10 protein-coding genes are annotated in these 12,707 nt (G+C 51.9%); 9 read left to right on the forward strand and 1 reads right to left on the reverse strand.

Annotation, left to right across the window (positions count from 1 at the left end; genetic code table 11):
- The first annotated feature begins 311 nt into the window (after window positions 1-311).
- The 9 genes from HY879_24455 to HY879_24495 all read left to right on the forward strand — a co-directional run bounded on the left by HY879_24455 (window position 312) and on the right by HY879_24495 (window position 12,066).
- The gene (locus HY879_24455; GenBank protein ID MBI5606497.1) at window positions 312-572 is read left to right on the forward strand and encodes a type II toxin-antitoxin system HicA family toxin; all 261 of its coding nucleotides are present in this window, start codon (window positions 312-314) and stop codon (window positions 570-572) included.
- Complete coding sequence (locus tag HY879_24460) at window positions 569-910, forward strand: type II toxin-antitoxin system HicB family antitoxin (GenBank protein MBI5606498.1); 342 nt, start codon at window positions 569-571, stop codon at window positions 908-910. The genes HY879_24455 and HY879_24460 overlap by 4 nt, the downstream gene beginning before the upstream one ends.
- 425 nt (window positions 911-1,335) lie before the next feature.
- Window positions 1,336-1,599 carry a UPF0175 family protein gene (locus tag HY879_24465; GenBank protein ID MBI5606499.1) on the forward strand — a complete coding sequence of 88 codons (264 nt, stop codon included), beginning with the start codon at window positions 1,336-1,338 and terminating at the stop codon, window positions 1,597-1,599.
- Complete coding sequence (locus HY879_24470; protein ID MBI5606500.1) at window positions 1,599-2,096, forward strand: DUF3368 domain-containing protein; 498 nt, start codon at window positions 1,599-1,601, stop codon at window positions 2,094-2,096. Before HY879_24465 ends, HY879_24470 begins: the two co-directional genes overlap by 1 nt.
- Before the next feature lie 87 nt (window positions 2,097-2,183).
- Window positions 2,184-5,456 (forward strand): hypothetical protein, encoded by a 3,273-nt coding sequence (locus tag HY879_24475; GenBank protein MBI5606501.1) that lies wholly within the window; start codon window positions 2,184-2,186, stop codon window positions 5,454-5,456.
- A 333-nt stretch (window positions 5,457-5,789) separates the two neighbouring features.
- A complete protein-coding gene (locus HY879_24480) occupies window positions 5,790-5,987 on the forward strand; it encodes a hypothetical protein (protein ID MBI5606502.1) in 198 nt (65 codons plus the stop codon).
- 114 nt (window positions 5,988-6,101) lie between these two features.
- Complete coding sequence (locus HY879_24485) at window positions 6,102-10,016, forward strand: RHS repeat protein (protein MBI5606503.1); 3,915 nt, start codon at window positions 6,102-6,104, stop codon at window positions 10,014-10,016.
- 234 nt (window positions 10,017-10,250) lie between these two features.
- Window positions 10,251-11,690 (forward strand): hypothetical protein, encoded by a 1,440-nt coding sequence (locus tag HY879_24490; protein ID MBI5606504.1) that lies wholly within the window; start codon window positions 10,251-10,253, stop codon window positions 11,688-11,690.
- A gap of 43 nt (window positions 11,691-11,733) precedes the next feature.
- Window positions 11,734-12,066 carry a hypothetical protein gene (locus HY879_24495; GenBank protein MBI5606505.1) on the forward strand — a complete coding sequence of 111 codons (333 nt, stop codon included), beginning with the start codon at window positions 11,734-11,736 and terminating at the stop codon, window positions 12,064-12,066.
- Window positions 12,067-12,118: 52 nt separating this feature from the next.
- Here HY879_24495 and HY879_24500 read toward each other — a convergent pair.
- The coding region (locus HY879_24500; GenBank protein MBI5606506.1) for a VCBS repeat-containing protein at window positions 12,119-12,707 on the reverse strand (589 nt) is incomplete at its 5' end.

The raw sequence follows: 12,707 nt of genomic DNA on the forward strand, positions 1-12,707 counted from the left end.
GGTAGTCAGGTAGGGTGGGTGGAGTGAAACGGAACCCACCAAATAAAATGTTTTTTCCGAATATGGGTTCGAATTGACCTGGTATCATTTTTTATTTTATTAACAGGTTGCCCTTCGGTCCACCCACCCTCACTAGTGGGTTCCGCTTTGCTGCACCCACCCTACGGGAACTCTCTGCCCCTTGCTCTTTGCCCTCTGCCCAAACCCAACAGGTAACATTCTTCAGCCGAAATTTGACCGATAGTCAGGGAGGACGAAATGCACTAAAAATCAGTTGCAATTTAAAATGAAATCATTTATAAATCAATGACATGACAAAATCAGAAAAAAAGTTTAAAAAAATTTCATCCGGATCGAAGGATATAAGGTTCTCAGAACTGAAAGGGCTGCTGGCCGGCTTGGGCTATGAGGAGATAAAAACCGGAAAGACATCAGGGTCAAGGGTCGCTTTCTATAACGGGGAAATTAATGATTTGATTAAAATGCACAAACCGCATCCGTCTTCGATAATAAAACAGTGTTATTTAGATGAGATTATCAGGCATTTAAAGAATAAGGGGTTCATGGCATGACCAAAGACATTTTGACGTATAAGGGATATGTAGGTTCTGTTCATTACAGTGCCGATGATGAAATATTTTACGGGAAAATCGAATCAATCAACGATCTTATTCTCTTTGAAGGCACGAACGTTGCTGATCTTAAAAAAGCGTTTCAAGAAGCCGTTGAGGACTATTTAGCGACCTGTAAGACCTTGACGCGTGAACCGGACAAAAAATACAAAGGAAGCTTCAATGTGAGAATCGCGCCGGATTTGCATAAACAAGCGGCTATAAAGGCCATAAAAAGCGGGATTTCGTTGAACCAGTTTTTACAGAGAGCTATTATGCATGAATTATCTTCTGAGTAGAATAAAAGGTGGGTTACTCTCCGTTCCACCCACCCTGCACTGCACTGGTGGGTTCCGCTTTGCTGCACCCACCCTACGGGCTACGGGAACTGGTGGGTTCTACGGGCTGTTTCATCGTCATATGTGATGACATCTGACGAAAATGTTGTCAATAAAAAAACATTTCCTCGATTCTTTGACCGGATCGCCCTCTGGGAAACCGGAGCTTTTTCCTTGAGTTTCCATCTGCCGTTTTTCCCTTTTCTATATTTTCAACTTGACATATCCATTTAATTTGATTATAAGTTTATCGTATTAATCTTACAGAAATAGTTCCTTTTCAGATTAGGAATGGCTGGGAAAGGTGATTCCTGCAATTTGGCGGAAAGACTAATTGGTTTTTAAAATTAGTGGTGGTATAATTAATTAAAAAAACCGGAGGTTTTATGTTATTAAAGGTTGAAATGAGCCTGCCAGCGGCCATAGTTAAAACCCTTGGATTGACAGAGAGCGAAACCGCCCTGGCTATCAAAAAAGAAATGGCTGCCTATTTTTTCCAGAGGCATCTATTAAGTTTTGGTCAAGCCAGATTACTGGCCGAATTATCAATCTGGGACTTCCTGGATTTCCTTAAGGTCCGGAAAGTACCCCTGCACTATGATCTCAGCGAATATGAAGAGGATTCCAAAACCGTGCAGGAATTTCTGTGATGCCAATTATTATTTCAAATGCTTCCCCTCTTATTGGTCTTTCTGCTATTGATCGCCTTTTTCTCCTGAAAGATATCTGGGGGAAAATAATCATCCCCGATGCGGTTTTTAAAGAAGTCGTTGTCGACGGTTTTGGAAAACCGGGGTCAAATGTTATCGACTTGGCTTGTTCGAGTTGGATAGAAAGGGTATCAGTAAAAAATAAAGAGGTTGTTGAGGTACTTCAAACCGTTTTAGACTATGGAGAATCTGAAGTTATCGCCCTTGGGCAGGAGCTAAAAGCCGACCTTCTGTTATTGGATAATAGGGAGCCACGTCTATTTGCCGCCAATATTAATCAAAAAGTCATGGGGACCGTAGGTTTGATTAAATTGGTTTGGAAAAAGGGATTAATCCAAGAACCGATTCAAGAGCTGATCAAGCTAAAGCTAAACGGCTTTTGGATAGAGGACAGAATTTTTGACCAGTTTAAGTTGGAAGTGGAAAGTTGCCGGTAAATGTGTAGGAGGGGGCGGAGCCGGTAGGGTTTGTGAAGCGAAACGTAACCCACCATCAAGTTAAATGCTTTCTGTGAGGTGATTGCTTTGCCCGCTTCCATTACCAAAATCAGCCCTCCAGCCGTTTCGGGGGTTTTCCGGCGGGAGCGTCTGTTCCGGTTGCTCGATGATTACTGCCGGAGACCCATTGTCTGGATATCCGGCCCGCCGGGTTCCGGAAAAACCACCCTGGCGGCGACTTATGCGCAATCCGGATCGCGCCCTTCTTTATGGTACCAGCTCGATGAGGGCGATGGGGATTTAGCCGGCTTTTTTTATTATCTGGGACTGGCCGCCCAAAAGGCCCTGCCCCGCAGGAAAAAGCCCCTGCCGCTTCTGACCCCGGAATACCAGGCGGGCCTTCCCACCTTTACGCTCCGTTACTTTGAAACCCTTTATAATCATCTCAGCTCCTCCTCAGCCGAATCTTACCTTTCCTCTCCTATGGGATATGGAGGGAAGGCCGGAAAAAGAACAAGGGGGAACAGGGCCGGCCAGGATGCATTTCTTCTCATTTTCGATAACTATCAGGAAGTACCCATTGATTCAAGATTCCAGGCCATGATGGCCCAGGGTCTGGAAATAATCCCGCCGGGTATCAATGTCCTGGTCCTCAGCCGGCGCGAACCGCCTCCGGCCCTGGCCCGTCTGCGGGCCAATGAGAAGATGCATCTCATCGGATGGGACGAGTTAAGGTTGACGGCCGCAGAATCCAGGGGAATAGTCCGTTTGAAAAGGCAAAACAAGCCGGCCGGAAAAATTGTCGATGACCTCCTGGCCATGACCGACGGCTGGGTGGCCGGACTGGTGCTCCTGATCGAAGCGGCCAGGAGACAGACCGCCTCATTTCCGCTCACCGGTCATTTAACCCGGGATGAAATTTTCGATTATTTTGCTGCTGAGATCTTTAACCGGATCGATCAGGAGACCCAGGCTTTTTTAGTCCAGACGGCCTTCCTGCCCCACATGACACCCCAAATGGCCGGGAGGCTCACGGGTAGTGACCTGGCCGGAAAAATTTTGACCAGAATGACTCAGGACAATTTTTTTACCTCGGGATACACGGTTCAGGGGGGCTCCTGCCGATACCATCCGTTGTTTCGTGAATTCTTGCTATCCCGGGCCCCTGGTTTATTCAAATCCGAAAGGATAACGGAAATCAGGAGAGTCTCTGCCAAACTCCTGGAAGAATCAGGTCAAATCGAAGAAGGGGCCGAACTTTTCCTCCAGGCCGGCGATTATGAAAATGTGATCCGGCTGATACTCGGCCAGGGGGCCTCTCTGTTGGGGCAGGGGAGGAATCAGACCCTTCGGGAATGGCTCAATGGCTTGCCCCGGCAAGTCGTCGAGACCAGCCCCTGGATTCAATACTGGATGGGGATGTGCTGCCAGTTTGATGATCCGGCTCAAAGCCGCCGGTGTTTTGAGGAGGCCTTCCGGGCCTTCGAAGGCTTGGGGGAGAAAACCGGCCTCTTCCTTTCCTGGGCCGGCCTGGTCTTTTTACTGGCCAATTCTCTCGAGGATATCAAAACCCTGGACCGCTGGAGCGCAACCTTTGACGACCTCATAAACCGTTTCGGTTTTATCCCCACAGAAGAGATAGAATTAAAAGTTTTGCCGGTTCTCTTATATTCCGCCATTCATCAGTCTAAATACCGCGATCTGGATGTCTATATCGAACGGGCCTTGCTCCTGGCCGACCGCAGCAAACAGATCGAAATGAAGATCCACCTGTTGTCCAACCTGGCCTCCTGTCTGATCGTTCGCCGGGGCGAAATGCACCGGGCCGATATGATCCTCGACCAGGTCAAACACCTGGCCCGGAAAAGGGACATTCCTCCGATTAACCGGTTATCGGCCAAATTTTCCGAAATCCTGCTGTATACCTTTTCCGCCCGCCATGAGGCCTGCATCAAGGCCGTTACCGAAGGCCTGAAATCCGGGGAGGAGACGGGCATCCACCTGCTGGACGGCAAGATGTTGATGCAGGGGGCCATAAGTGCTTTGAACTGCTCCGAAGAGGGGGGGGCGGGCTGGCTGATTGAACAATTGGCCACCAAATCGGCCACCCTGGATCGATACGATTATGCAGCTTATCGCTGTCTGGCGGCCATAGTAGACTTTTGTCAAAACAGATTCGAGACCGCTCTGGTCCATATCGGACGCTCCATCGCCACCTTTGAAGAGATCGGACAGCCCGTTGCCCTTATCTTTACCTATCTGGTCAAGGCCCAGATTCTCCAGGCCTCCCGGCGGTTCAGCGAGGCCGCGGGGTATCTCGACACCGCTTTGGCCCTGGCCCTGGAAATTAAGGCGGATCATTTGAAATCAGCCAGCCTGCTCATCAAGGCCCACTTTCACTTTTCGGACGGTGATGAGAAAACGGGGCTGGACCTGCTCTCCCAGGCCCTGGCTCTGGGCCGGGAGACGGGCAATTTTCTCACCTTTGTCTGGCAGCCGTTTGTAAAGGCCGAACTTTGTGCCAGGGCCCTTGAGGCCGGAATCGAACCGACCTACGTTCAGGAGCTGATCCGGCGCTGCAATCTTCACCCACCGGGGATTTGGGTGGAGAGCTGGCCCTATCCCCTGAAGATATATACCCTTGGCCGGTTCGGGATTATAAACGAAGGCCGAGCCCTGCCTTTTTCAGGAAAAACCCGGCAGAAGCCCCTGGCCCTGCTCAAGGCCTTGATTGCCTTCGGCGGTAGGGATGTGACCGAAACCCAGTTGACCGATGCCCTCTGGCCAGAGGCGGATGGCGACGGGGCCCATCTTTCGTTTAAATTCACCTTGCATCAGTTGAGAAACCTGCTTGGAAACGGAAAGGTCCTCCGGCTGAAGGAATCCAAGGTGACCCTGGACCCCCGGTATTGCTGGGTGGATGTCTGGGCCTTTCGCCAGGCGGCCGGGCAGGTAGAGGAAAATTTTCAAAGGACCGGTTCCCTGTCCCTGTCCCTTTCCGAGAGGGCTATTGCCCTGTATCAGAAGGACTTCCTGGCCGGGGAAGAGGGCTCTCAATGGATTTTCCCCATGCGGGAGAGGTTGAAGGCCCGCTTTATCCGGTTGATTGAAATGGCCGGCCGGCATCACGAAGGTGCCGGGGAATGGGAAAAGGCCGCAACTTTTTACCAGAAGGCACTGGATGTCCAGGACCTGCAGGAGGAATTCTACCGCGGAATCATGCGCTGCCACCAAAAACTCGGACGCCGGGCCGAGGCCCTGGCCATTTATCAGCAATGCCGGATGGTGCTGGATGCCGCCCTGGGGATCGAACCCTCAGAGGAAACAGAATCTCTCTGCCGGGCCATAAGGCAAAAGTAAGACAGGCGAGAGGCACGAGGCAGGAGGCAACTGCTTATATGTTTGGAACTCTTTTTCACCACAGAGACACAGAGAGCACAGAGACTCTTCATTTTTTAAAAATCGGGAGATGCCGATTTTTGAATATCCCGCCTGCCGCGGGACCTGCGGCACCAGGTAGACCTCTCGTTCGCAAAGCGACAGATTGGTTTTTCTTTGGCGGCTTTCCTTGCCAAAGAAAAAGACAAATTCTCTGTGTCCTCTGTGTCTCTGTGGTGAATCAATTCTGGTTTAAAAAAATATTTTTTTCTTTCTATCCTATTTCTATCCTCTTCTGTTTTATAAACGATTCCCATGGAAACTTATATCGTACGCATTTACCGACGGAAAGAAGACGAGCCGGAGACCCTTATCGGCGATGTCGAAAAGGCGGGGATTGATGAAAGAAAGGTTTTTCATAACTCCAACAGTCTCCTGGAAATCCTGACCACCCCGGATAAATCAAAAAGATCAAGGAAGAGGTCAACCCGCATTAATAAATTTATAGTATAGGAAATTCCTTTTTGGACGCAGATAAACGCAGATTGCCAGGATTTGTATATAAAGATAGTCACCTGCGGGTATCGGCGAAAATCAGCGTCCTAATTTATAATTAAAGGGGGAAATATGAAATACGCTCTGGCAAAACAGGTGACCGTCAGCGGTCTTGTTTTTCTTTTCCTGATGATGGGTTCTCCCGCATTTCCCCAGCAAGAGCAGACCTATTCGACAGAGAGGAATCTCAGTCTGGACATCGGAGATCCCATATCGGGCAGCGATGGCTCCTTCCATTTCGCTATGCCTTTGCTGAACCTGGGCGGCCTGATCCCGCTTCGGGCCGATTTGATTTATCACATGAGTGCCTGGTGGGTGGATGACAATAAAGGCTTTTTCCACAGTTTCCTGAACTATTTCAAATTCAGCCCCATGGGAACCACCAGGCGTGCGGAAATCTATTGGGGGAAGAATGGGGATCAAATCATGTTCGGCTCGACCAATAATGGCCCCTGGACGATATCCGCAGCCACCCGGAAATATGCTTTACAGGAAACCGGCCCGGATCAGACCAGCGGTTATTATTACCTGATGGATCCGCTGGAGGAAAAGGTCTTCCTCTTCGAAAAACAGGCCAATCAGACTACCCGGTTGAAATATGTCCTCGACCGCAATGAAAACCGCCTGACCTATGAATACGCTGACACCACCTGGATACCCCAAACGATCTATGAAGGGGCAGGGGCAGCCGGCGATCGCCGGGTGAATATCGGCAAAGACAATCAATATGTGAATTCGGTGACCGAAATAGTTGCCGGAGCCCCAGGGAGAGCCGTTCAATATGAAATCGGCCCCAGCAGTCACCTGCTGGAAAAGGCAACCGATCCGGCCGGAAACCAGACCGTCTTCATCTGGCAGACCTCTTCGGGAAGATCGTTCATCACCGGGATTACCCGTCCGGCCGGGAATACCCCCTTTACCCAGACCGTAGATTTCACCCAGCGCCGGGTCACCTCCCAGACGGATGCCTACGGCCATAAAACCGATCTGATCTACACCGGTACTCCCGGGGAGGTGACTGAAAAATTACCGGACAGTACCGAAGTCACCTATCTCCATAATGGCCCCTCTCCCCAAACCCTTACGGATCCCACGGGAAAACAGATCTCCTTTGGTAAGACCGTAAATAACCAGATTTCCCAGGTAACGGATCGGCTGGGGGATACTACCCAATTTACCTATCATTCGGAAACGGGGAAGCTGGCCTCGTTCACCAACGCCGCCGGGGGCCTCCTGACCTTCACCTATACCGCCCAGGATCAGACCTTTGTCAACCCGGCCTATGCCGAGCAGGTTACTTTTACTTTCTACGATCTGACCCGAATCGACTATCCGGACGGCACCAACGAGCAGTTCACCATTGATACCAGGGGCAATGTCCTGACCAGGGTGGACCAGGCCGGTAAAACCTGGACCTATACCTATAACGGCCAGGGGCAGGTACTCTCCCTGACTAATCCGTTTGGGGGGATTACCACCATGACCTATAACGGCGATGCCACGTTAGCATCCATGACCGACCCGGACGGGGTGGTGCAGACTTTCAGTTATGATCTCTATAAAAGGCTTCAGCGGATCACCCATGCCGACAGCACCTATCTGGAGATCGTCTACAACCTGAACGACCGGATCCAATCCCTGAGGGACGAGAATGGAAACACCACCACCTACACCTATAATGCCAACGGGAAAGCCACGGCGGTGACCGACCCCAAAGGCCGACAGATCCAGTACGCTTATGATCTCATGGACCGGATTACGCAGATCACCGACCGACTGGGTAAGAATACGGTCCTGGCCTATGACAGCTTGAACAGACTTAATTCTATCACTGATCCGAACAGTATGGCCCTTCTTTACGGCTACAACTCCAGGGGCTGGCTGAGCAGCCTGACCCTGGGAGGACAGACCTGGCAGACCGGTTATGACGATGAAGGGGTTCCTTCTTCATCCACCACACCCCTGAGCCGGACCACCACCTATCAGACCGACAAGCTTGGGAACACGACAGGAATCACCGATCCCCTGAGCCAGACCATCACCCTGACCAGGGATGCCATGGTCAGGGTCACCGGGGTCACGGACGAGTTGAACAGGACCACCAGCAATAATTTTGACAACCGGGGGCTGCTCACGGGTGTAACGTCGCCGGCCATCGGCTCGGCCACCTATTCGAGAAACGACCTGGGCCTCCTGAGCCAGATCACCGACCTTAACGGCCGGACCTGGGGCTTCGGCTATTCCCAGGGAGGAAGACGGACTTCGATCACCGACCCCCTTTCCCAAAATACAACCTATGGCTATGACAACCGGGGAAGGTTGAAAACCATCGGCTATCCTGACGGCCGGACCCAGACCCTTAGCTATGACAATGCCGGGAATATCATCCAGAGACAATACAGCGGCGGGCTGACCCTGCAATACACCTATGACGAGCTGGACCGGCTCTTAAGCAGCAATAACCTTACACTGACCCGGGACAACGAAGGCCGAATACTCTCCACCGACAACCCCGGAGTGGTCTTCGGCGCCTCTTACGACGATGGCGGCCGGCTCAGGACGGCCAGCTACAACAACGGGCTTTTTACCGTAACCTACAGCTACGATGGGGTAACCGGACTTCTCTCCCGTGTTACCGACAGCCTGACCGGGGCCGGTGTGGATTTGGGATATGATGCCGACCGCCGGCTCAGGACCATGAACTTCTCCAATGGGGAGCAGATCACCTACACCTGGGATAATGCCGACCGGTTGACCCGTATCCAGTCCGGAAATTCCATTGACCTGATTTATACCCTGGATGCGGCCGGTCAGGTCACCTCGATCAACCAAACCGCACCCTATGATCCGGCCGCCTTTCTTCAGGGGGCGACCGATACCTTCAGTTATGACCAGGCCTCTCAGATTACTACGGCCGGCTACACCCATGACCAGAGAGGCCGGCAGACCGCCGCCCCCTCCAACACCTTCATCTGGGATGATGCCTCCCGCTTAACCGGCATAAACGGCGTCGCCCTGTCCTATAACGGACTGGGAGACCTGATCACCAGGGATACGATCCACTACTACTACAACAAGGCCATCGGCCTGAGCCCTGTCGTGGCCGAGAAGAATGAGACCAGCGGGGCCTTTTTGCGCTATTATGTCTGGACCCCGGCAGGACGTCTCCTCTACATGATCGATGCCTCAGACGGCAACAAGGTCTATTTTTACCATTTTGACCGCATTGGCAGCACCCTGGCGTTGACCGACGCGTCCGGGACGGTGACCGACAGCTATGCCTATGATCCCTATGGAAAGCTCCTGGGACACAATGGCAGTAACCCCCAGCCCTTTACCTTTGTCGGCCAGTGGGGGGCAAGGCAGGAAGGCACAAACGGTACTCTGTATCAGATGAGGGCCAGATACTACGACGTGGGCACAGGACGTTTTCTTTCCCGGGAACCGATTTGGCCACAGATTTCAGATCCCCGGGAAGTTAACCCCTACCAGTACGCCTTAAATAACCCTCAGCTTTGGATAGATCCGACCGGATATGCGGTTATTGTGAACGATTTGTGGCGTTTTATTGAAGAATCAAACGAATGGATGATCGTTGAGGAGAATCCTCTTCCACCCCTGCCGCGAAAAAGTGATCCAAATACTGAAAAGTTATGGCATCTTATTAAGAAACTTAAGGAAAAAAATAAGAAAATTATAAAAAAACAACCGCTAATACCACGAAAATTAAATCCACATGCTGTGGAAGACAGGTTGGGGATATTCTTTAAAAAGGAACCGACGGGATATAGCCAAACCCAAACAACAAGAACACAAACAAACAATCTGGAGTCACTGCTTGGGGAAAAAGAAGCTGTAGGCAAGGTAAAGGGTTTTTTTGATTTACCTGTGGGGCAAGAGAAAGTTAAACTCAACGATCTTTGGTATTTAGAACCTGAATCAGACGAATGGAAAAAAAATAATCCCCCAGCAATACCTAATAAATAAAGGCGGTTGCTCCTTATGCCACTGGGACGGTATTAACAGCCCTGTAGGGTGGCTGGTATGAATGGTGGGTTCCGCTATCGCTGCACCCACCCTACGGGAAATGCCCTGGGATTGGGGCTACGGAGTCCTGTAGGGTGGGTGAAGCGAAGCGCAACCCACCATTAAATCAAAAATACCTCAACCATACTTAACCATATTGTCATTAGCGCCACGGCTTTAAATTTGGAGAAAAAGATGAAAAAATCCATTCTCATCGGACTTTCGGTTCTTTGCCTGATCCTTTTTGGTCTTTCGACCACGGGTTTTGCCGGTACGATCTCGTATACCTATGACAATGCCGGCCGGCTGACCAGGGCCGATTACGGCGGTGGCAAATCCATCGATTATACCTATGATAATAACGGCAATCTCCTTAACCGGACGGTAACCGCCGGCCCGGGGGCGGATACCACCGGACCTTCCCTAACCATCACCAGCCATACCGACGGCCAGCATGTGAACACGGCCAGTATCCTCCTGGCCGGTACAGCCTCGGATTCCGGGAAGGGAGACAGCGGGATATTACAGGTCACGGTGAACGGCAGCCGGGCCGATAACGATACGGCCGCAGGAGTGGGGACGGCCAACTGGAGCAAGACGGTCAACTTGATCTCCGGCGCCAATAGCCTCACCGTGGTCGCTTATGACAACAGCAGCAATCAAAACCAGACCACCCAGACCATTAATGTGACCTACGATATCCCCCCCACAGCGCCTACGGCCCAGACCAATGCCGCTACCGGGGTCACGGCCTCGGGTGCGACCCTGAACGGAACCGTGAATGCCAATAACAACAGCACCACGGTGACCTTTCAATACGGTTTGACCACGGCCTATGGCAGCACGGTGACGGCAAATCAGAGTCCGGTCACCGGGGGCAGCAATACGGCGGTGAGCAAGGCCATAACCGGGTTGACCCCGAATACGACCTATCACTTCCAGGTTGCGGGGGTAAATGCCGGGGGAACAGCCAATGGCGGGGACCTGACCTTTACGACCTCGCCGGCGGCCCCCACGGCCCAGACCAATGCCGCCAGCGGGGTCACGGCCTCGGGTGCGACCCTGAACGGAACGGTGAACGCCAACAACAACAGTACCACGGTGACCTTTCAATACGGTTTGACCACGGCTTACGGCAGCACGGTGACGGCCGATCAGAGTCCGGTCACCGGGGGCAGCAATACGGCGGTGAGCAAGGCCATAACCGGCTTGACCCCGAATACGACTTATCACTACCAGGTAATAGGGGTAAATGCCGGGGGGACGGCCAATGGCGGGGACCTGACTTTTACGACCCCGGCCGCGGTCCCCACGGCCCAGACCAATGCCGCCAGTGGGATCACGGCCACCGGGGCGACTTTGAACGGGACAGTCAACCCCAACGGGTTACTAACCACCTATTGTTTCCAATGGGGGCTGACAACCGCTTACGGCAATACCACCAGCATCCAGTCATGCGGCAGCGGCACAGGTAATGCGGCTGCTTCCGCCAAGTTAACCGGTCTGACTCGAAATGCTATCTATCATTACCGTATCGTAGCTATCAACAGTTTAGGAACCACCTATGGGGCGGATATGACTTTTAGTGCCGCAGTTAATCCCCTGCCGTGGCTGGAGTTGCTCCTGGAAAAATAAATATTTTCATTAACCGAAACGGTTGTTAGAAAGGAGATCGTCCATGAGAACAACTTTTAAGAAAGAAGTTTTTATCCTGGGAATAGTCCTATTGACGGCAATCGCCTTTTTTACCCTGAAATCCGAAACCCAGGCTGCCGATACCTGGTACACCTGTTGGGTAAACGCTGCTGGTCCAGGGGGGGGTGGGGCCTTTATCTGTCTGACCGACGGCGGTGGTGCCTTTAGCACCAAATGGATGACCAGTAGATACGACCAGATGAAGGAACAATTGGCGGTGGCCTTGACGGCCATCAGTACCGGCAAGGCCGTAATGGCCTATTTGGATCTGACACAACCCACTCCGGTTATCCAGTATATGTATCTATTGAATTAGATTGTAGGGTGGGTGGATGGAAACGCAACCCACCCAAAAGGTCGGCATCTTTTCACTTCATTTCCCAGTTCAGGTCGCTAACCAGACCTAATGATCCAGGGGAAGCAATGGCAATGCCGTTCATCAGCCAGAGATAGACCTGCCCGGATAAGGCATGGCGCCAGAGGATGTCGGCCTGGCCATCCCCATCGAAGTCAGCTGTTTGGTTGATACGCCAGTTTAAATCGCTGACTGTGCCCGGGGACCCCAATGAGGCAACAGAAAGGCCGTCCATGAGCCAGGTATAGAGCTGTCCGGATAAGGCATGGCGCCAGAGGATATCGGCTTTACCGTCACCGTCAAAGTCAGCGACATCCCTGATGACCCAGTTTAGATCGCTGACCAGACCCAATGATCTTGGAGAAGCGATGGTAATACCGTTCATCAACCAGAGATAAACCTGCCCGGATAAGGCATGGCGCCAGAGGATGTCGGCCTGACCATCTCCGTCGAAATCAGCTACTTGTTCGATCTGCCAGTTTAAATCGCTGACCGTGCCCGGAGAGCCCTTGGAGGCAACAGAAAGGCCGTTCATCAGCCAGATATAGAGCTGTCCGGATAAGGTGTGGCGCCAAAGGATATCGGCTTGGCCGTCATGGTTA

This window comes from Deltaproteobacteria bacterium (assembly GCA_016219225.1).
Taxonomy (GTDB): domain Bacteria; phylum Desulfobacterota; class RBG-13-43-22; order RBG-13-43-22; family RBG-13-43-22; genus RBG-13-43-22.

What these genes read in the sequence shown, in the direction of transcription:
- HY879_24495 (MBI5606505.1), top strand. Translation starts at nt 11,734, where the DNA reads ATGAGAACAACTTTTAAGAAAGAAGTTTTTATCCTGGGAATAGTCCTA.
- HY879_24490 (MBI5606504.1), top strand. Translation starts at nt 10,251, where the DNA reads ATGAAAAAATCCATTCTCATCGGACTTTCGGTTCTTTGCCTGATCCTT.
- HY879_24480 (MBI5606502.1), top strand. Translation starts at nt 5,790, where the DNA reads ATGGAAACTTATATCGTACGCATTTACCGACGGAAAGAAGACGAGCCG.
- HY879_24470 (MBI5606500.1), top strand. Translation starts at nt 1,599, where the DNA reads ATGCCAATTATTATTTCAAATGCTTCCCCTCTTATTGGTCTTTCTGCT.
- HY879_24465 (MBI5606499.1), top strand. Translation starts at nt 1,336, where the DNA reads ATGTTATTAAAGGTTGAAATGAGCCTGCCAGCGGCCATAGTTAAAACC.
- HY879_24455 (MBI5606497.1), top strand. Translation starts at nt 312, where the DNA reads ATGACAAAATCAGAAAAAAAGTTTAAAAAAATTTCATCCGGATCGAAG.
- HY879_24485 (MBI5606503.1), top strand. Translation starts at nt 6,102, where the DNA reads ATGAAATACGCTCTGGCAAAACAGGTGACCGTCAGCGGTCTTGTTTTT.
- HY879_24460 (MBI5606498.1), top strand. Translation starts at nt 569, where the DNA reads ATGACCAAAGACATTTTGACGTATAAGGGATATGTAGGTTCTGTTCAT.